The 18,164-nt window shown below is 69.8% G+C and carries 9 protein-coding genes and 3 pseudogenes; 5 read left to right on the top strand and 7 right to left on the bottom strand.

Going from position 1 to position 18,164, the window contains the following annotated elements:
- Window positions 1-65: 65 nt before the first annotated feature.
- Window positions 66-1,913 carry an FUSC family protein gene (locus ABIA33_RS03730; RefSeq protein ID WP_370076868.1) on the bottom strand — a complete coding sequence of 616 codons (1,848 nt, stop codon included), beginning with the start codon at window positions 1,911-1,913 and terminating at the stop codon, window positions 66-68.
- A gap of 238 nt (window positions 1,914-2,151) precedes the next feature.
- On the opposite strand from ABIA33_RS03730, the gene ABIA33_RS03725 reads away from it, so the two are divergent.
- A complete protein-coding gene (locus tag ABIA33_RS03725; RefSeq protein WP_370076866.1) occupies window positions 2,152-3,429 on the top strand; it encodes an MFS transporter in 1,278 nt (425 codons plus the stop codon).
- Between the two features lie 77 nt (window positions 3,430-3,506).
- Here ABIA33_RS03725 and ABIA33_RS03720 read toward each other — a convergent pair.
- Both ABIA33_RS03720 and ABIA33_RS03715 read right to left on the bottom strand, forming a co-directional pair.
- Window positions 3,507-4,100: pseudogene (locus ABIA33_RS03720) on the bottom strand (glycoside hydrolase family 64 protein); the annotation flags it as partial.
- A gap of 261 nt (window positions 4,101-4,361) precedes the next feature.
- Window positions 4,362-5,198, bottom strand: a pseudogene (locus ABIA33_RS03715) (discoidin domain-containing protein); the annotation flags it as partial.
- A 598-nt stretch (window positions 5,199-5,796) separates the two neighbouring features.
- On the opposite strand from ABIA33_RS03715, the gene ABIA33_RS03710 reads away from it, so the two are divergent.
- Window positions 5,797-7,977: a SpoIIE family protein phosphatase gene (locus tag ABIA33_RS03710; RefSeq protein ID WP_370076864.1), complete on the top strand. Its 2,181-nt coding sequence runs from the start codon at window positions 5,797-5,799 to the stop codon at window positions 7,975-7,977.
- A gap of 39 nt (window positions 7,978-8,016) precedes the next feature.
- Here the strand turns inward: ABIA33_RS03710 and ABIA33_RS03705 are convergent, their stop codons facing one another.
- Window positions 8,017-8,304, bottom strand: coding sequence for a hypothetical protein (locus ABIA33_RS03705; RefSeq protein ID WP_370076862.1), 288 nt, complete (start codon window positions 8,302-8,304; stop codon window positions 8,017-8,019).
- A gap of 111 nt (window positions 8,305-8,415) precedes the next feature.
- Between ABIA33_RS03705 and ABIA33_RS03700 the strand changes: the two are divergent.
- Window positions 8,416-8,658: pseudogene (locus ABIA33_RS03700) on the top strand (ROK family protein); the annotation flags it as partial.
- Window positions 8,659-8,710: 52 nt separating this feature from the next.
- Here the strand turns inward: ABIA33_RS03700 and ABIA33_RS03695 are convergent.
- Window positions 8,711-9,424, bottom strand: coding sequence for a YbhB/YbcL family Raf kinase inhibitor-like protein (locus ABIA33_RS03695; protein ID WP_370076860.1), 714 nt, complete (start codon window positions 9,422-9,424; stop codon window positions 8,711-8,713).
- Window positions 9,425-9,460: 36 nt separating this feature from the next.
- Window positions 9,461-10,051 (bottom strand): hypothetical protein, encoded by a 591-nt coding sequence (locus ABIA33_RS03690; protein WP_370076858.1) that lies wholly within the window; start codon window positions 10,049-10,051, stop codon window positions 9,461-9,463.
- A gap of 111 nt (window positions 10,052-10,162) precedes the next feature.
- On the opposite strand from ABIA33_RS03690, the gene ABIA33_RS03685 reads away from it, so the two are divergent.
- Window positions 10,163-11,080 (top strand): LysR family transcriptional regulator, encoded by a 918-nt coding sequence (locus tag ABIA33_RS03685; protein ID WP_370076856.1) that lies wholly within the window; start codon window positions 10,163-10,165, stop codon window positions 11,078-11,080.
- A 289-nt stretch (window positions 11,081-11,369) separates the two neighbouring features.
- A complete protein-coding gene (locus ABIA33_RS03680) occupies window positions 11,370-14,213 on the top strand; it encodes a hypothetical protein (RefSeq protein WP_370076854.1) in 2,844 nt (947 codons plus the stop codon).
- Window positions 14,214-14,324: 111 nt separating this feature from the next.
- Here ABIA33_RS03680 and ABIA33_RS03675 read toward each other — a convergent pair whose 3' ends face one another.
- Window positions 14,325-17,879 carry a choice-of-anchor D domain-containing protein gene (locus tag ABIA33_RS03675; RefSeq protein ID WP_370076852.1) on the bottom strand — a complete coding sequence of 1,185 codons (3,555 nt, stop codon included), beginning with the start codon at window positions 17,877-17,879 and terminating at the stop codon, window positions 14,325-14,327.
- Window positions 17,880-18,164: the final 285 nt, after the last annotated feature.

The raw sequence follows: 18,164 nt of genomic DNA, 5'->3' as shown, positions 1-18,164 counted from the left end.
CGAGTTAAGACAAGATTGCATGCACATGGCAAAATAGCCAGTGCCGACCACCTGGAGCCCCGGCGTCAGGTCCTGTATGCGAACGTCCGCCGTGCCAGGTCCTCCCATTCGTCGCTGAGCCGCCGCAGGTAGGTTATTGACGGTACGTCAGAAACCCCACCGTCGGCGCCGGCACCACTGTCGAGGCCCACGGCGCAGGCTGTGGCGGCGTCGGCGAGCCGTTCCAGTTCGGCCACCAGCCGGGCTGATCCGCTGGAGTGCCGTGCCAGCGGCGGGAGTTCGGCGGCGGCCAGTTCCACGGCAGAGCGCGCGTCCGCCAGCGAGCGGTAGGCGGCGCGGCGCAGTTGCGGCCGGACGGTGCCGTCCTCCGGGCGGGCGAGTACGTGTCCGACGTACTGGTGGGTGGCCTGGCTGGCCGCCGCAAGCCGCGCCGACACCGCGCGACCGCCCCGTCCAGGGAGCGGCAGGTGCCCGACAAGAAGGACGATCGCGCAGGCCAGCAGGGTGTCACCCATGCGGGTCCCAGCGGCGTGGACGTCGCCGCCGAGCATGGAGAACGACAGCACCAGCACGGTCACCACGCTGGTCTGGACGGCGAAGTGCCTGGTCGCGACGGGGAGCAGCGCTCCGCACAGCACCGCCAACGCGGGCAGCCAGCCGTGCCCGGGCAGCGTCGCGGCGACGGCCGCGAAGGCGAGCGCACCGGCGATGGTGCCAAGCGCACGGCAGATCACGCGGGAGGCCAGCGGTCCCAGGTCGGGCTTGACGAGGAAGACCGCCGTGGCGGGGAGCCAGTACCAGTGGTGCGGGTGCAGCGCCTGGGCCGCGGCCGCGCTGGCGCCGATGCAGAGGGCCACCCGTATCCCGTACTCGTGCCCGGCTGGGCCGAACGCGCCGCGGAGCGCCGGCGGCACGGCAGCGCGGACTCCGGCGGGAACGGCGTGGCCGTCCGGGCCGCCGAAGGTCTGCGCGGCGCGCAACAGCGCTTCGTCCAGTGCCCGCAGGCCCGCGTTGGAGCGCACGGGCGCGGGCAGCGGGCCTGCCGCGGTGGAGGTGCGTACGGCCTGAGCCAGCCGCCGCGGCCCCTCGGCCGCGCGTTCGGGCAGAACCTCGCCCTCCCAGGTCAGCGCGGTGGCGGCCTCGGCCAGCGGAAGCACCGCGGCGAACTGGGCGTGCAGCCGCCGCTCGGCCGATCCGGTGGCGTGACGGCGCAGGCGCGGCCCGGAGAGTGCGTCCTGGGCGCGGTCCAGCGCTGCGGTCAGCAGGGCCCGCCGACGCAGGGCCTGCCCACTCCCTGCCGCCTGGAGCAGGTCGGCCACCGCCTCGTAGGCGGCGGCGATCGCCTCGCGCTCGCCGTCGAGGAGGTAGTCGCGCAGGTACGGTCCGGTGGGACGGCCGGGCGAGGGCAGCGCGACGCGCAGCGCCAGCAGCCAGCAACCTCCTGCCAGATAGAGCACGGCGCGGAGCCAGGCCGGCTCCGGCAGCGGCATCCCCGCTCCGACCACCGCGGCGACCAGCAGTTGGGTACCGGACGACGAGGCGACCGGGCCGACGGAGCTGAGCGCCCCCGCGACGAACCCGAGAACCGCGAGGGCGGCGGTCAGTGCCACTGCCCCGCCGCCGACCACCGCCGCGAGCGCCGACCCCAGCAACATCCCGCAGGCTCCGGCCAGCGCGGGCAGCCCGAGCCGGGGTACGGCCGAACGGCGGCTGCCCGGGCGGTCGTTGACTCCGGCCAGCATCGCGCCGAGCGCGGCGAGCACCCCGGCCGAGGGGTGCCCGGCAAGAACGGCGAGCGCCAGCAGCGGACCGGCCCCCAGAGCTCCGCGCACCACCGCCCCCCAGGGAACCGGCCCCTTCTGCCAGCGCAGGGCATGGGCGAGCCAGGCGGGTAGCGGGGTGCGATCGTTCACGCGGGTCCTTGTCGTCCGGGAGGCTGCGACTCGCCTGTGGACGACCTTGGCCCGGCGGATCTCAGCCTATCCGTCCGCTTTGTCGGGACGGCGTCCGCGGAATTTCGGCGCGATGAACCGCGCCGTACGGCCCGCCGAAACCTGGCGTTGACGGACGGGAAGCAAACAGGTGCGAGAATTTGTTCCGCTAGTCAACTTAAGAACCCGCTCCGCTCCTCCTCCTGCTGAAAGGCACCCCATGCCCCTGGCCTTGCTCGCCCTGGCGATCAGTGCCTTCGGAATCGGCACCGCCGAGTTCGTCATGATGGGTCTGCTACCGAACGTCGCCGGCGATCTGGGCACCTCCGTGCCCACCGCCGGCTACCTCGTCTCCGCCTACGCCCTCGGCGTCGTCCTCGGGGCTCCGCTGCTCACCGCTCTGGGTTCGCGCATTCCGCGCAAGCGCATGCTGCTGCTCCTGATGGCGCTCTTCACCCTGGGCAATCTGGCGTCCGCGTTCGCCCCCGGCTTCGACACCCTGCTGGCCGGCCGCTTCCTCGCCGGGCTGCCGCACGGCGCTTTCTTCGGCGTGGGCGCGGTGGTGGCCTCCCGACTGGTCGCGGAGGACCGCAGGGCACGGGCCGTGGCAGCCATGTTCCTGGGCCTGACCATCGCCAACATCGTCGGCGTCCCCGCCGCGACCGCGCTGGGCCAGAACCTGGGCTGGCGTGCCACCTTCATCGTGGTCGGCGCGATCGGGCTGCTCGCGATGGCCTCGCTCGCCCTGCTCGTCCCGAACCTGCCGACCGAGGAGCACGCCGGGGTCCGCAGGGAGTTGCGCGCCCTGGGCGACCGCCAGGTGCTGCTCGGACTGCTCACCGCGGTCTTCGGCTTCGCCGGCGTCTTCGCTGTCTACAGCTATCTCGCTTCGATGATGACCCAGGTCAGTGGGTTCGCCCCATCCTCGGTCACGCTCGTGCTCGCGCTCTTCGGCATCGGCATGACGCTCGGCGCGCTCGCCGCCGGCCCCCTCACCGACCGGGCGCTGCGGCCGACGCTGTACGGATCGCTGGCCTCCCTCGCCGTGGTGCTGGTCGCGTTCCACTTCGCGGTGCAGTGGAAGTGGGCCGCGCTGGTGGCGGTCGTCGTGCTGGGCGCGGTGGGCTTCCTGACCACCACGCCGCTGCAGATGCTCGTCATGCACAAGGCCCGCCACGCCCCGACCCTCGCCTCCGCCTCGAACCACTCGGCGTTCAACCTGGCGAACGCCGGCGGGGCCTGGCTCGGCGGCGCTGCCATCGCCGCAGGCTGGGGCTGGTCCTCGCCGGCCCTGGTCGGCGCGGTCCTCGCCCTCGTCGGCCTGGGGATCGCGGTGACCGCGGGGCTCCTCGACCGGTCCGCCCCGACTCCGTCACCAGTCGTCGCGGGCTCCTCCCCGGCCGCCCTGACCGCCCAGGCCGCCCCGATCGCACGGCCGGAACGGGTCGGCTCCCCGGTGCGGCCGCACGACGTCGGATCAACCCGTCCCGGGACCTGACGGCCTGGGGAGCGCGGCCGGGTGCCGGTCCGCCGCTGCGGCGGACCGGCACCCGGGACGAGAGACGACGGCCACGGTCAGAAGCCGACGGCCACCTCCAGCCACTGGGGGCTGCCGTGCGAGACGAAGGAGGACTGGCCCGCCACGTCGTCGTACGGGAAGCCGTACGCGAGGTGGTTGATGCCATTGTCGTGCCAGAACTTGGCGTAGTAGTTGGCCGGCGCGGACAGGTAGAACTGGGTCGGGTCCGACTGCTGCGCCGTCGGCAGCGTGGCCACATGGCGGTTGAGAGCCGCGCACATGCTGGGGTTGCCGGCCATGGTCCCGGCGCAGCCGAAGATGTACTGGGTGGTCTCGTTGACCCCGGCCGACTGGGCGTAGGCGGTGAAGTAGTTGGCGTTGACCCCGCCCGGTTGGAAGCTCGGGTCGCTGCCGGGGGCGATGATCCGGTACGGCGCCTGGGTCTGCGCCAGCACCTGGAACGGCTGCGGGACGGCGTTGATGAAGCTCTGGAAGACCTGCGATCGCGACTCGTTGAAGATTCCCTGGGTGTCGCCGACCTGGACGTCGTAGCCGTCGGTGGCGTGCAGCCGCATCGCGATCGGCAGGCCCCAGGCGTCGACCCGGGTGGTGTTGCCGTTGAACACGCCGTTGCCGACCGTGAATTCGATGAAGTCGTAGTACTGGCTGGTCGGCGAGCCGACGTAGAAGTACATCCGGCCGGACGAGTTGGCGGGCATGTCCAGGTAGGGCTGGTCCGCGATGGAGTGGGTCTGGCCGTTGAAGCTCCAGTACACCGCGCTGTCCGGGTAGGCGCCGTTGGTTCGGTTGAGGATCTTCACCTCGATCGCGTTCTGGGCGGCCGGGATGGTGCTGGTGTCACCCCAGAAGGGGTCACCCGTCGGCGTGGATGTGGGCGTGGGAGTGGGGGTCGGCGAACCGGTGCTGCCAGTTCCGGTGAAGACCTGGAACTCCCAGAGCGAGTAACCGTACGCGGTGGCCCGCTGGGTGCCGTACATGCGCACATAGCGACCGGAACCGGTCACATTGAGGGCCTGCACGCCCCCGGTACCGGTGGTCGTGGAGTACACCGAGGTCCAGGTGGTGCCGTCGGCCGACGTCTGGATCTGGAACGCCGACGCGTAGGCGGCCTCCCAGTTCAGGCTGACGCCGCAGACGGACTGGACCGATCCGAGATCGACCTCCAGCCACTGCGGGTCGCTGAACGCACTGGACCAGCGGGTGCCGGTGTTGCCGTCGACCGCGTTCGAGGCCGGGAAGGTCGCGTTCTCGCTGGAGGAGGCGGTGGCCGGCCTGTTCAGCGCGGCGTTGGCCGTGCCGCAGCTGCTGCCGCCAAGGGTTCCGTAGACCTGGAACTCCCAGAGCGAGTAGCCGTACGGGGTGGCCCGCTGGGTGCCGTACATGCGCACATAGCGGCCGGAGCCGGTCACGTTGAGGGTCTGCACGCCCCCGGTACCGGTGGTCGTGGAGTACACCGAGGTCCAGGTGGTGCCGTCGGCCGACGTCTGGATCTGGAACGCCGTGGCGTAGGCGGCCTCCCAGTTGAGCACCACCTGGCTGATCTGGGCGGTGGAGCCGAGGTCCACCTCCAGCCACTGCGGGTCGCTGAACGCGCTGGACCAGCGCGTGGTGGTGTTGCCGTCGACGGCGGCCGAGGCGGGGGTGCCCGCGGCCTCGACGGACGAGGCGGTGGCGGTCTTGCCCTGCGAGAGCAGGGTTGCGGCCGCGTGGGCGGGTGCCTGGGTCATCACGACGCCCAGGGCCGCGAGCAGCGCGACCAACAGAGCGAGGACGAGGAGGGGGCTGGGCCGATGCGATAGCGGCTCTCGGCGCGCCGGTGCGCGCGTGGTGCTCGACATGGTGTCTCCTGGCCGGGGTGGGGTCCTGCGGAGCATGGCGACTACTCGGTCGACCGGAAATACTCTGTGAGAGCGCTCTCACGTGAAGGCACCTGTTGTCTACAACGCTTGTCACGTCGGCGTCAACACAACCGTCAAAGAATCACGGAGCGGTTTTGGAACGGCCGTTGCGGTCCACGGTGTTGGCCCATCCGAGTGGTCGGCGGAGTACCGATCGACTCCGCCGCAACGCGTCGGACACAGGAATCGCCGTCATCGCCCTAAGACCGACCGGCAAATGGAGGGTGGGTGAAGAAGGGGGTCCCCCCGGCCGAAGGTTGGGGGAGGGTCGAGGGCCGAGCCTGGGCGGGGCGGAGGAAGGAGCCACTGCGGAGCATTGGCGACTGACGACAACCCGGCCAGGCGAGAGCCATCGGCACGCGACGCCGCCCTCCATTTGCCGGTCGGTCTTAAGGCACCCGTACGCCCCGAGTCGTACGGTATGTCCATGTGTGCTTGCAGCGAGGACGCCAGCGGGAACCCCGCACTGCGCCTCGACGAGGTCCTCCGCAGTGTCGGTGTCGGCGTGTGGCGATGGAACCGTCCGGACGGCAAGGTGGAGCTGGATCCGCGCTGCGCGCAGCTGCTCGGCCTCGACCCGCAGCAGGATCGACTGCTCACGGCGGAGGCACGCGCCCTCATCCATGCGGAGGACTTCGTCCGGCTCCGCTCGACCGCACTGCTGGCCATCGCCGAACAGCGGCCGTTCGACATCCGGGTGCGGCTGCTCACCCACGACGGACGGCTGCGCCGGGTGCTGCGCCTGCTGCTCACCCCCGGTTCGCCGACCGGACCGTACCCGGTCGAGGGCATCGCGCTGGAGGGGGAAGAGGACGACACGGCTGACCGGTCCACCGACCCGCGCGCCGACGAGCTGCGCCAGATCGACGAACTGAACCGCATGCCCGGTCCCGGCCCGGCGCCGCCCATCGGCCTGCTCCGGTCGGCGGACCTGCGCCGCTCGCGCGAGGCGTTCCTGCTGGACGCCGGCCGGGCACTCGCCGAGGCCGGCACCACCAGCGAAGTACTGCGCGTGGTCGCGACGCTGTCCATGCCCGGCTTCTCCCCGGACGGGCTGGCGGTATTCGGCGTGGAGGGCGACCGGCTGACCGTGGTCGGCCACCATGGCCATCTCGACGGTGCCGAGCAGCCCTTCCGGATGCCGCTCGACACCGACTACCCCGCCGCCCAGGTGGTGCGCACCGGCCGGGCGATCTACCTCTCCTCGCCCGAGGAGTACCGGGACCGGTTTCCAGCGACCTGGCCGCTCGCCGCCGACTTCGACCGCCGATCCTGGGCCTTCCTGCCGCTGGTCACGGCCGGGCGTACGGTCGGCGCCTGGCTGGCGGCCTTCCGCACCCCGGTGCGGTTCAGCGCCGACGAGCGCGCCGTGCTGTCCACGGTCGCCCGGATGCTGGCGCACGCCCTGGAACGCGCACACACCAACGAGTCCGAGCAGGCCCTGTCCCGGGGGCTGCGGCGCAGCATGGGTAACGGCGCCCCCGCGCTTCCCGGCATGACCGTGGCCACCCGCTACGTGCCCACCGGCGGCGGGCTCCAGGTCGGCGGTGACTGGTACGACGTGGTGCACCTGCCCGGTGAGCGCCTCGCCGTGGTGATCGGCGACGTCGAAGGCCACGACGTGCACGCCGCGGGCCTGATGGCACAGCTGCGCACGGCCGTGCACGCGTACGCGGCCGAGGGGCATCATCCGGACGCGGTACTCGCCCGGGCGTCCCGCTTCCTGGCCGGTCTGGACGGGGACCGCTTCGCGACCTGCATCTACATCGAGGCCGATCCGGTGCGCGGCACCCTGCGCATCGCCCGAGCCGGGCATCCGCACCCGGTGATCCGGATGCCGGACGGCACCTGCGTGATCCGCCATGTGGACGGCGGACTGCCGCTGGGCCTGATGCCCGAGGCGGAGGACTACCCGGTCACCCGGATGGAGCTCCAGGTCGGCGAGGTGATGATGCTCTGCACCGACGGGCTGATCGAGACCGGCGGGCACGACATGTTCAGCGGCTGGATCCGGGTGCGCGACGTGATGGCGCCGGGCCCGGTCGACGATCTGGAGGCGCTGGCCGACGGGCTGATCCGGGCGGTGCACGGGCCGGCGTCGCACCGCGTGCCGGGCCATCTGTCGGACCGGCGCGAGGACGACATCGCCCTGCTACTGCTCCGACGCGACCCGGTCGGCAGCCGTCCCGAGCCCCCCGGCCGCCGGCTGGTCCTGACCGTCGCGCAGGACCAGCCGGAGCGGATCTCGGGGGCTCGCGCGGAGCTGCGCGACATCCTGCACGACTGGGCCGTCGCGGACCACGTGGACGCGGCGGTGCTGCTGGTCTCCGAGCTGCTGGCGAACGTCCTGGTGCACACGGAGCAGGAGGCGGCGCTGGTCGCGGACCTGTCCGGGCCGCCCGGGGAGCGCCGGCTCCGGGTCGAGGTCACCGACCGCAGCGACGAGCTTCCACACCGTCGCTCGCCCGGCGAGATGGCCTCCTCCGGACGCGGGCTGGTCCTGCTGTCGATCCTGTCCAATCACTGGGGCGTGCAGCCGCGCGGCGAGGGCAAGTGCATCTGGTTCGAGCTGGACGAGGCGAACGCATCGCCTCCAAGCCTGAACTGACGCTCCGTCATCCTCAGAGGGAGGTCGACTCGGTCGGGCTCAGGCCGCAGCCCGCTCGGGCATGTAGGCCTCGTGCCCGTCCAGTCGCAGCGCACAGGCGAGCGTGCGCTGACCGTGCCGGGGGTGGTAGACGCAGACCGAGAAGGGATGCGGCGGATCCTCGGGCAGTTCGCTGGACAGTTCGATGATGCGGCTGCCGCGCTCGTGGCGGTAGCCGACCTCCTTGCCGTCGACGAGGAGTTCGACCTCGGGCGTATGACCACCGGCGACGTTCACGGTGATCGAGTGTCCGGCGTGGTCGATATGGAAATGTTGATGGTGGGACATCGCAGCCTCCCGTGCCGATCCCCCACCCGTCAGGCTACGCCCACTCGCTACCGAGGGTGAGCTGTGACCGTGCCGTGGGCGGCCGTCGCCGGCACAGGCAGGGTGATCCACAGGGCGCCGGCAGCGGGCATCGCCGCCACGGCGACCCTCGTGGAGATCGACGTTGCCGTCGTCGGCGACGGCGTGGCGCAGGCGGGCGAGGTGCTCTTCGAGCCGCTGCGGCGCCACCTCACCGCCTACGCGGCCCTCCCTTTCGCCGGCGGAGTCACCGCCGTCCCCGCCTGCCTGGGCACGGACGCGGGCCTGATCGGAGCCGCGGCCGTCGCCCTGGCGGCCTACCACCTGCCGCCCTGACGCCCCGACTGCCTGGGATGGTTCCCCCCAGTGCCAGGCAGTCGGGGCTGTGTCAGTGCGCCGCGGTCGGAAGGACCAGTGTGGCCCGTGCGACGGTGTGGCTGTCGATGGAGAAGCCGAGCAACGCGCCGCTGGTGGTGGCGTTGAGGCCGGTCTTGGGGATGTCGAGGGCGGTCACGGTGATGTAGTAGTCGTGCACCCCTGAGTGGGCCGGCGGGGCACCGCCGATGTAGCGGGGCATACCGGCGTCTCCGTCGAGTTGGAAGGCCCCGGCAGGGAGGCTGGTGCTGTTGAGCGTGCCGGCGTTCTCCGGCAGGGACGTGGTGGAGGCAGGGATGTCAGCGACCACCCAGTGCCAGAAACCGCTCCCGGTGGGCGCCTCGGGGTCGTACATGGAGACCACGAAGCTCCGCGATCGCGCGGGGAAGCCGGACCACGACAGTTGCGGTGAGACGTCCTTGCCGCCGGGCACGCCGAAGATTCCCGACAGTTGAGGTGTCGGAAGCGGCCGTCCGTTCCGCACGGTCGCGCTCGAAAGCCGGAACGAGGGCACCTTCGGCAGGTACGCGTAGGGGTTCGGGTGGTCCCGCCGCTGCCACTCGGCCAGGGGGGCGTTGGCGTCTGCGGCAAACACGGACGCGGACGCGACCGCAGCGGAGGGTTCACTGCTCTGCGCCGGCCGGCCTGCGGTGAAACCGGCCAGCGTGCACACGGCCGCAGCGAGAGCGGTCGCGGTAACGGCATACCTGAACGTGTTGCGGATCATTTTCTGAAGTCCTTCTGGTTCGGCTTCGACGGGTATTCACTCGGCCATGCGGTTGAAAAAGTGCGCCACCTCGTCGCGGATGGACGGCGTGGCCGCGATGACGTGGCCGCCGGGATGTTCGAGGACGACGGGAGAGGTGAATTGACCGGCGAGAACGCGCGAGTCCGCGATCGGCACGATCGCATCGGAGCGTCCCATGAGGTGGAGCGACGGCAGGGTGTAGCTCTCTCGCGAGGCGTACAGATCGGCATGCCGGGGTGAGTCGCTGCGGAATCCGCCGACCATCACCGCGAACGCGAAGTCGAGCGGCTTCCGCTCGCCGACCTGCCCGTCCGGGCCGCGCATCCCCACGAGCAGCGACGCAAGGGCCGCGCCCTGACTGAATCCGAAGACCCCGTCGAAGTGCGGCTGCTGGTCGAACAGGTCGACCATCCAGTCCCTGGTCCGCTCCCAGCCCCGAAATTGGTGGTGCCACCATCCGAAATCGCCCGTGGACAGCGAAGGGGCATCCACGTAGACGAATTCGACGGCCGCCTCCAAGTCGTCGGTGAGGGGTTTCATCTGCTCGCGCAGTATGCGACCGCTCCCGTGATATCCGTGGAGGCAGAGCACCCGGATGCTGCTCATATCAACTCCTCATGCACCTGCTTTGACGGACCGGTGAACCGGACACAATCCTGCGCCTTTTCCACGCATGCGTCCAACAAATAGATGTTCTCGTACTGATAAGCTGCGTGCATGGCAGTCTCTCTGCGTCAGCTCGAGTACTTCGTCGCGGTGGTCGACGAGGGGTCCTTCACCGCCGCGGCCCAACTGCTCCATGTCACCCAGCCCGGCCTGTCCCACCAGATCCAGGCCCTGGAGCGCGAACTCGGCGGTCCGCTACTGGAGCGCCTGCCGCGAAAGGTCCGGCTGACCCCGGCAGGGCGTACGGTTCTCCCCCACGCGCGAGCGAGCCTCGCCCACGCCGAGCGGGCCAGCAGCGCCGGCCGGCGGGCCTCCGGGATCGCGACGGGCGAACTGCACGTCGGCACCCTCTTCTCGATCAGCACCGGCATCCTGCCCCGCGCCCTGGGCGACTGGCGCCGGAACTACCCCGAACTCCGGGTCCAGCTCGTCGAGTTCCGCCACAGCGACGACCTCGTCGCGGCCATGGAGGCGGGGAACGCCGACCTCGCGGTCGGTCCCACGCCCCCGAACTGGGACGGGCCCACCCGCGAGATCGGCACCGAGGAGTTCGTGATCGTGGCGTCGAGCGACGCCGATCTGCCTACCGAGTCGCACCAGATCCCCATGGCCGACCTCGCCGAACACGAGTGGGTCCACTTCACCCCGCAGAGCGGACTGTCCGAGATCCTGGACCGCGCCTGCAACTCGGCCGGATTTGAACCCCGGGTCTCGGTACGCACCGAGCAGGGTCCCTCCGCGATCAACCTCGCACTCGCCGGCCTCGGCCTCGCCCTGGTCCCCGGCAACATCGTCCCGCCACGATTCGAGGGCACCCTGCTGCGCCCCGACCCGCCAGTACGCCGCCAACTCTCCGTCTACACACGGGTCCGCCCCGACCCCATCACGGCCGCGTTCGTCGAGGCCATCGCCGACCAGACCCTGGTCACGCCGCCGCACATCCTGCGCAGGCTTCACCTCGCACGCTGACCGGGACGCACGCTCGAAGCGGACTCCGACAGCGAGGATATCGCCAAACGGTCGCCAAGTCATCGGATGACTCACCCGGTCCATCACCCCTGACTCCACCGAGGCCGCCTCCACGCACGTACGGTGACCCTCGGTCATATCTCCTGCACCTCATCAGCCTTGTTCCGCAACTCGGGATCCCTGCAGATGCCTTGACATGGAGCACATGGAGCCTGACTCTCGGGACTTGTCATCCGATGTTTCAGGGATGTTGTGGGTGCGTCACGTCGACGCACCGAAGGAGGACCACATGTTCCGAACGCGATCACCGCGCCGTCGACGCGCCCGCACGGTGCCGGCGCTTCTCCTCGCTCTGGCCCTGCCGGGCTTCGGGCCCTTGCTCTCCGCCTCGGATGCCACCGCGGCCACGACCACGACGGCGTGGCACAACGGCAGCTTCTCCGTCGACACCGCCAATGTCGTACGCCGCTCGGACATCGTGCTCGGCAAGGCGAACACCAGTCCTGCCCAGTTCGTGCCGCTGGGCAACGGCACGCTGGGAGCGGCGGTGTGGGCGGCCAACGGATTCACCGCGCAGCTGAACCGGTCCGACACCTTCCCCGACCGCAAGTCTCCCGGCCAACTCGTCATCCCCGGCCTGTCCAGGCTGACCAGCGCATCGGACTTCGCCGGATACCTCGACCCCTACGACGGAATGCTGCACGAGTCCGGTGGCGGCATGACGCTGACCGCCTACGTCCGGTCCGACACGGCGCAACTTGTCGTCGACGTCACCGGTGCCGACCCGAACAGCGCGCAGACCGCGCAGGTCAAGCTGTGGAGCGGCCGCTCCCCCTCGGCCCAGGCCTCCGGCGCCACCGCCGCACTCGCGGAGACCTGGGTCGACAACAGCGGCCAGGGCGCCTCCGGACAGACCTTCGGCTCGCTGGCCGGTGTGAGCGCGGGCGGGCGCAACGTCGCAGCGTCAAACCCCGACTCGTTGACCGCGCAGGTCTCCTTCAACCCCAACACCGACGGCAGCTTCCGGGTGATCGTCGCCGCCCCCACCTGGACCGGAGGCGACGCCCTCGGCACCGCCAACTCGGTGATCAACGGCGACACCACCAAGCCGAGTTCCTCCCTGACCTCGGCCCACCTGACGTGGTGGCACACCTACTGGAGCACCGCCGGACTGATCAAAATCTCGTCGCCGGACGGCTCCGGCGAGTACGTCGAGAACCTGCGCACCCTCTACCTCTACGACGCCGCGGCCGAGCGGGGCGGATCGGTTCCCGGATCCCAGGCCGGCGTGGCTGACCTCTTCAACTTCTCCCAGGACCACCAGGACTGGTTCCCGGCCGGCTACTGGTTCTGGAACCTGCGGATGCAGGTCCAGGCGAACCTCTCGGCCGGCGAGTCGAGCCTCAACGATCCGGTGCTGAACCTCTACCAGAGCAACGTCGGCAACATCACCTCCTGGACGTCGTCCAAGGTGCCCGGCAAGCAAGGGCTCTGCGTCCCCGAGACCATACGGTTCAACGGCAACGGCTACTACAACGGCGGCGAGGGCAACGCGTCCTGCGACTCGACGATCTCGCCGACCTACAACTCGCTCACCTTCACCAGCGGCGCCGAGATCGCCCTGTGGGTGTGGCAGGAATACCTGGCAACTGACAACCTGTCGCTGCTCAACACCGACTACCCGCTGATCAGCGGCGCCGCCCGATTCCTGCTCTCGGCCGCGACCACCGGCTCGGACGGTCTCCTGCACACCCAGGCCAACGCCCACGAGACCCAGTGGAACGTCACCGATCCCACCACTGACATCGTCGCCATGCAGGCGCTGTTCCCGGTGGCGGTGAAGGCGGCGCAGACCCTCGGCGTCGACTCCGCCCTGGTCACCCAGCTCAACGCGGCGATCGGCAAGATCCCGCCGCTGCCGCGCACGGACACCGCCACCCAGACCCAACTGCTCGGCGCATCCGCCGACTCGGCCGGCAACGACATGATCGGCCTGTCGACGCAGCCCACCGCGAGCCGGCACAACAGCGAGAACCTGGGTCTGGAAGCCGTGTGGCCCTACAACCTGATCGGCGACAGCGGAACGCTCACCGCCCTGGCCAAGCGGACCTACACCTCGCGCAGTTATGTCAACGGAAACGACTGGACCAACGACCCGTTGGACGCCGCACGTCTCGGTCTCGCGAGCGAGGTCAAGAACGACCTGCTCGCCGCGACGAAGTCCTACCAGGCCTACCCCTCCGGCCTGGCGAGCTTCACCGGCAGTGCCGCGTCAGAGCCCTACATCGAGCAGTCCGGGGTCCTGGCCGGTGCGGTCAGCGAGGCCTTCGTGCAGGACTACGACGGACTGCTGCGCATCGCCCCGGCCTGGCCCTCGGACTGGACCGGCGAAGGCACCGTCTACATCCAGCACAACACCAAGGTCGACCTCCAGGTGAGCAACGGAACGCCGAGCACGGTCGCCATCGTCTCCGGCGCGAACTCGCCGATCACGATGCGCAGCCCGTGGCCGGGCCAGGCCGTCACCGTGGTGGACGGCACCACCGGAGCGACCGTGCTGGCATCGCAGAGCAATGCGACGTTCACCGTCCAGGCCCAGACCGGCAAGTCCTACCTGGTCGAGCTGACCTCGTCGCCGACGACGTCGCTTCCGTTCGCCGCCGTCAGCGGCAGTCCGGCAACGGCCGCCAAGCACCTGGGCAACGTCAGCATCGGGCTCGACCCGGCCGGCACCAGCACCCCGGTGATCAGCCTCCGTGCGCACGCCAACGGCAAGATCGTCACCGCCGACAACGCCGGCGCCTCCCCGCTCATCGCCAAGAACACCGCCATCGGCACCTGGGAGCAGTTCGACGAGATCGACGTCGGCAACGGCAACATCGCGCTCCGGGCCCACATCAACAACGAGTACGTGTGCGCCGACAGTGCCGGTGCCTCCCCACTGATCGCCAACCGCACCGCCGTCGGGCCCTGGGAGACGTTCACCCTCATCCACAACCCCGACGGGAGCATCAGCCTCCGCTCCATGGCCAACAACCAGATCGTCACCGCCGACAACGCCGGCGCCTCCCCGCTGATCGCCAACCGCACCGCCATCGGCCCCTGGGAGGAGTTCGACCTGATCATCGACTGACTGATCATCGACTGACGTCGCCCGGGCTCTACGTCCCACCCAACGACGGTGCCGCCGAGCGCGCGTGCGCTCGGCGGCACCAGTGGGTCAGCTCAGGTCAGCTGCTCCAGATCAGGTGTTCCAGATCTGGAACTCCGAGATCTGGCCAGCCGGCCATCCGGTGTTCGCCGTGATGTTCACCCGGAAGTACCGCTGGGTGGTCGCGGCGAAGGTGATGGTGACCGTGTTGTTGCTGGTCGGGTCGAAGGTGTAGGTGGCGGAGGACTTGACGGTACTGAAGGTGGTGCCGTCGGTGCTGCCCAGCAGGGACAGCGTCTGGTTGCGTGCGCCCCAGCCGGCCGGCAGTTGGAGGACGACGCGGCTGGCGCTCTGCGCGGAGCCGAGGTCCACCTGCACCCACTGGGGGAAGGCGTTGTTGGCGCTCTCCCAGTAGGTGCCCTGGTTGCCGTCCGTCACGTTCGACGACGGGTACACGTCGGTGTGGCTGGACTCGCCGGTGGCCTTGCCGGCTGCCAGGTTGGTGCTCACCGTGCCGGCTCCGGTGCCGGTCAGCGCGACCGTGGTCGGGCTGTTCGACGCGTTGCTGGTGATGGTGAGGTTGCCGGTGCGGGTCCCGGACGCGGTCGGGACGAAGGTGACGCCGACCGTGCAGGATGCGCCCGCCGCGATCGTCCCGCAGGTGTTGGTCTGCGCGAAGTCGCCCGTGGTGGCGATGCTGGAGACAGTCGCGGCTGCCGTTCCGGTGTTGGTCACCGTGACCGTCTGCGCGCTACTGCTGGTGTTGAGCGCCTGGCTGGCGTACGTCAGCGAGGTCGGGTTGGCCGACAGCGTCGCCGACGAGGTGCCGCCGCCACCGCTGGGGAACACCTCGAAGTCCGACAGCTGCCCGGCGCTCCAGCCGGTGTTGGCCGTGATGTTGACCCGCACGTACCTCGCCGTGCTGGCGTTGAAGGGAATGGTCACCGTGTTGCTGTTGGAGTTCGGGTCGAAGGTGTATCCGGCCGAACCCACGATCGTCGAGAAGTTCGAGCCGTCCGTGGATCCCAGCACCGAAAGGGTCTGCGTGCGAGCTCCCCACGCCGTCGAAGGCGGGAGCTTGAGCACGACCTTGCCGACGCTGTAGTTCTGGCCGAGGTCCACCTGCGCCCACTGCGGGAACGCGCCGTTGGCGCTCTCCCAGTACGTCGACGGATCCGGGTCGGTCAGGTTCGCGGGCACGTAGGTGCCGTTGCTCGAACTCGCCGACGCCGGCCGGCCGGCCGCGATGTTGGTGGTGCTGTCGATGCCGCTGCCGGCCAGGGCAACGGTGGTGGGGGTGTTGTTGGCGTTGCTGCTGACCGTCAGGGTGCCGGTGCGGGACCCGCCCGTGGTGGGCTTGAATCCGACACTGACCGTGCAGGACGCACCGACCGCGACGGTGGAGCAGTTGTTGGTCTGGCTGAAGTCACCGGTCACCGCGACGCCCGAGACGGTCGCCGAGGTGGTGCCGGAGTTGCTGACCGTCACCGTCTGCGCGGCGGCGGACGAGCCGACCACGGTAGCGGCGAAGGACAGGTTCGCCGGCGTCGCGTTCAGCACCGGGCCCGGCGCGGTGCCGCTGCCGGAGAGGCTGACCGTGTTGGTGGTCCCGCCGGCGTTGACCGTCAGATTTCCGGTGCGGGTGCCGGTCGTCGTCGGACTGAACGTCACATTGACCGTGCACGAGCCGTTCGCCGCGATCGACGAGCCGCAGGTGTTGGTCTGGGCGAAGTCGCCGGTCGTTGCGATCGACGAGACGGACGCGGCCGTGCCGGTCGGGTTGGAGACCGTCACGGTCTGCGCCGTGCTCGTCGCGCCGGTCGCGACCGAACCGAAGTCCAGCGCGCTCGGGTTCGCGGTCACCCCGGTGGGGGGGTAGGGCGGGTAGACCGGGGCCGGCCACGGGCCGCAGGTCGGCGTGCCGCTGATACCGGAGTTGCCGCCGCCGTCGGTCACCACGAAGTTCCCGCCTTCGCAGCTGTACACCGGGGTCGGCCCGTTGACGCCGGTCGCCGTGACATTGGTGAACGTCGCCGCGCCGCCGGTCTGCTCCTGCAGGGCGAACGTGCCGGTGCCCGCGATGGTCACGTTGTTGAGCGAGACCCCGCTGACGGTGCCCTCGACCCATTGGACGGCCTCGTACGGACTCTGCTCGATCAGCGCGTTGGACACGTTGATCGGGCCGGTGATCGCGCCCTGGCTGCCGTCGAACCACAGCGCGCCGACGCCGAACTGCCAGTTCGGGTCGAGGCCGCCGTCCCGGATCATGGTGTTGTTGGAAATCGTGGTCGTGCCCACGGGAGTCGACGTGAAGCGCTGCCCCACGTGGATGCCGCCGCCCTGGGCGATGCCGGTGTCCTGCACCAGGTTGCCGCTGACGGTGTTGTCGTGGCCGCCGTAGATCGCGATGCCGTTGGCCAGGATCTGCAGTTCCACGGTGTTGTTGGAGATGGTGTCGAAGGCGTCGGCGCCGAGGCTGGAGTCCGCCCAGGTCGCGATGCCGTCGTCACCGGTGTTGCGGAGCTCGCTGTTGGTCACCTTGGAGTTGGTGACGCCACCGTGAAAGTTGATGCCGTCCGCGCTGGTGTCACGGATGCGCATGCCGCTGAAGGTCAGGCCGTCCATCGGCCCGTCCATCCATGCGCCGACCTTCATGTGCTCGATCCAGATGCTCGACACCGTCGAGTTGCTCAGCGCGCCGCCGATGCCGTTGACCTGCGCGCTGTCGTTGCGCTCCTGCACGTCACCGGAGATCGCGAAGTTCTGCAGGTGCACGCCGGTGCTCGGCGACGGCGCGGAGTTGCCGTAGAAGCCGGGCGCCGCACCGGCGACGGTCGAGTACCACATTCCGGCACCGGCGATCGTCACGTTGTTGACGCTGATGTGGCCCGGGATGTTGAACGTGCCCGGCGGGATCCAGACCGTGCCGCCGGCACCCGCCGCACTGATCGCGGCGTTGAACGCGCTGGTCGAGTCGCTGACACCGCTCGCGTCAGCACCCTTGCTGGTCACCGACACCGAGCCCGAGGGCTGCGTCAGGGCCGCGCCGACCTGCTCGAAATCGGCGAAGTCGATCGTGTAGGAGGACGCGGTGTCCTCCGCGTCGACCTGCAGCGTGAAGGTCGTGCCGGCCGGATAGGAGGTCGGGAAGAGGCGGTGGACCTCGTCGTAGAAGTGGTGCGGGTTGCTGCCCGGCGTGTTGGTGAAGGGGTATCCGCCGTAGTACCAGCTGTACGCGTTGGTCAGGGTGAAGTTGCTCTGCTTTGTGCCGTTGATGTACAGCGACAGCGGGGCGGTGTAGACCGACCCGCTCGAGGTGTCCGGGATGCTGTACCGGAAGTCGATCGAGTTGGTCGCCACCGGCGTGGTGAACGTGACGTACTTGCCGCTGCCCTGCAGCGTGACCGCCTTGCGGTTTGACGCCTCGTCAGCCAGCTGGCCCTGGGTGTAACTCGGGCCGATCAACGTCCCGTTGGTGGGGGAGTTCTCTGCCTGCACTTCGACGTACGGCAGGCTCGCGCCGCTGCCGCCAGTGGCGGCGGCCCAGGCAGGTTGGACCGCCAGAGCGGAGACGCCGACGGCAGCCAGCACCGCGGGGGCGACTGCCAGGACGAGCGTTCGCCTGAGATCTCGGATGGATCGGAACACTTATTGCTCCTTTCGACACGGAATGCCGGATGTACACCGTCGGCACCGCAGTCAGGTGGGGGTGGAGGAGCGATGACGCAAGGGGTGACAGAGCATCAGGGCACGACGAGGCGCCTCGCGACATGCGTGAGCGGCGGGTGGCGAGGTGGGTCGCGGGCGAGTGTGGACAGAGGGGACCGGGTGACGGGCGCAAGGGGACCGTAACCTCTTTGACACTGCCGCGCAATATCCAGACACATCTCTGATGAATCTGTGCTTTTGCTTGAAAGATCCAACCAATGACGT

This window comes from Streptacidiphilus sp. MAP12-16, assembly GCF_041262165.1.
GTDB lineage: Bacteria > Actinomycetota > Actinomycetes > Streptomycetales > Streptomycetaceae > Streptacidiphilus.
Note: the sequence above shows the minus strand (reverse complement) of the source record. Positions and strands in the feature narration are given on the sequence as shown.

Excerpts from the sequence above, each read along its gene's own strand:
- ABIA33_RS03725 (WP_370076866.1), top strand. The coding sequence starts at position 2,152 with ATGCCCCTGGCCTTGCTCGCCCTGGCGATCAGTGCCTTCGGAATCGGC.
- ABIA33_RS03710 (WP_370076864.1), top strand. The coding sequence starts at position 5,797 with ATGTGTGCTTGCAGCGAGGACGCCAGCGGGAACCCCGCACTGCGCCTC.
- ABIA33_RS03705 (WP_370076862.1), bottom strand. The coding sequence starts at position 8,304 with ATGTCCCACCATCAACATTTCCATATCGACCACGCCGGACACTCGATC.
- ABIA33_RS03695 (WP_370076860.1), bottom strand. The coding sequence starts at position 9,424 with ATGATCCGCAACACGTTCAGGTATGCCGTTACCGCGACCGCTCTCGCT.
- ABIA33_RS03690 (WP_370076858.1), bottom strand. The coding sequence starts at position 10,051 with ATGAGCAGCATCCGGGTGCTCTGCCTCCACGGATATCACGGGAGCGGT.
- ABIA33_RS03685 (WP_370076856.1), top strand. The coding sequence starts at position 10,163 with ATGGCAGTCTCTCTGCGTCAGCTCGAGTACTTCGTCGCGGTGGTCGAC.
- ABIA33_RS03680 (WP_370076854.1), top strand. The coding sequence starts at position 11,370 with ATGTTCCGAACGCGATCACCGCGCCGTCGACGCGCCCGCACGGTGCCG.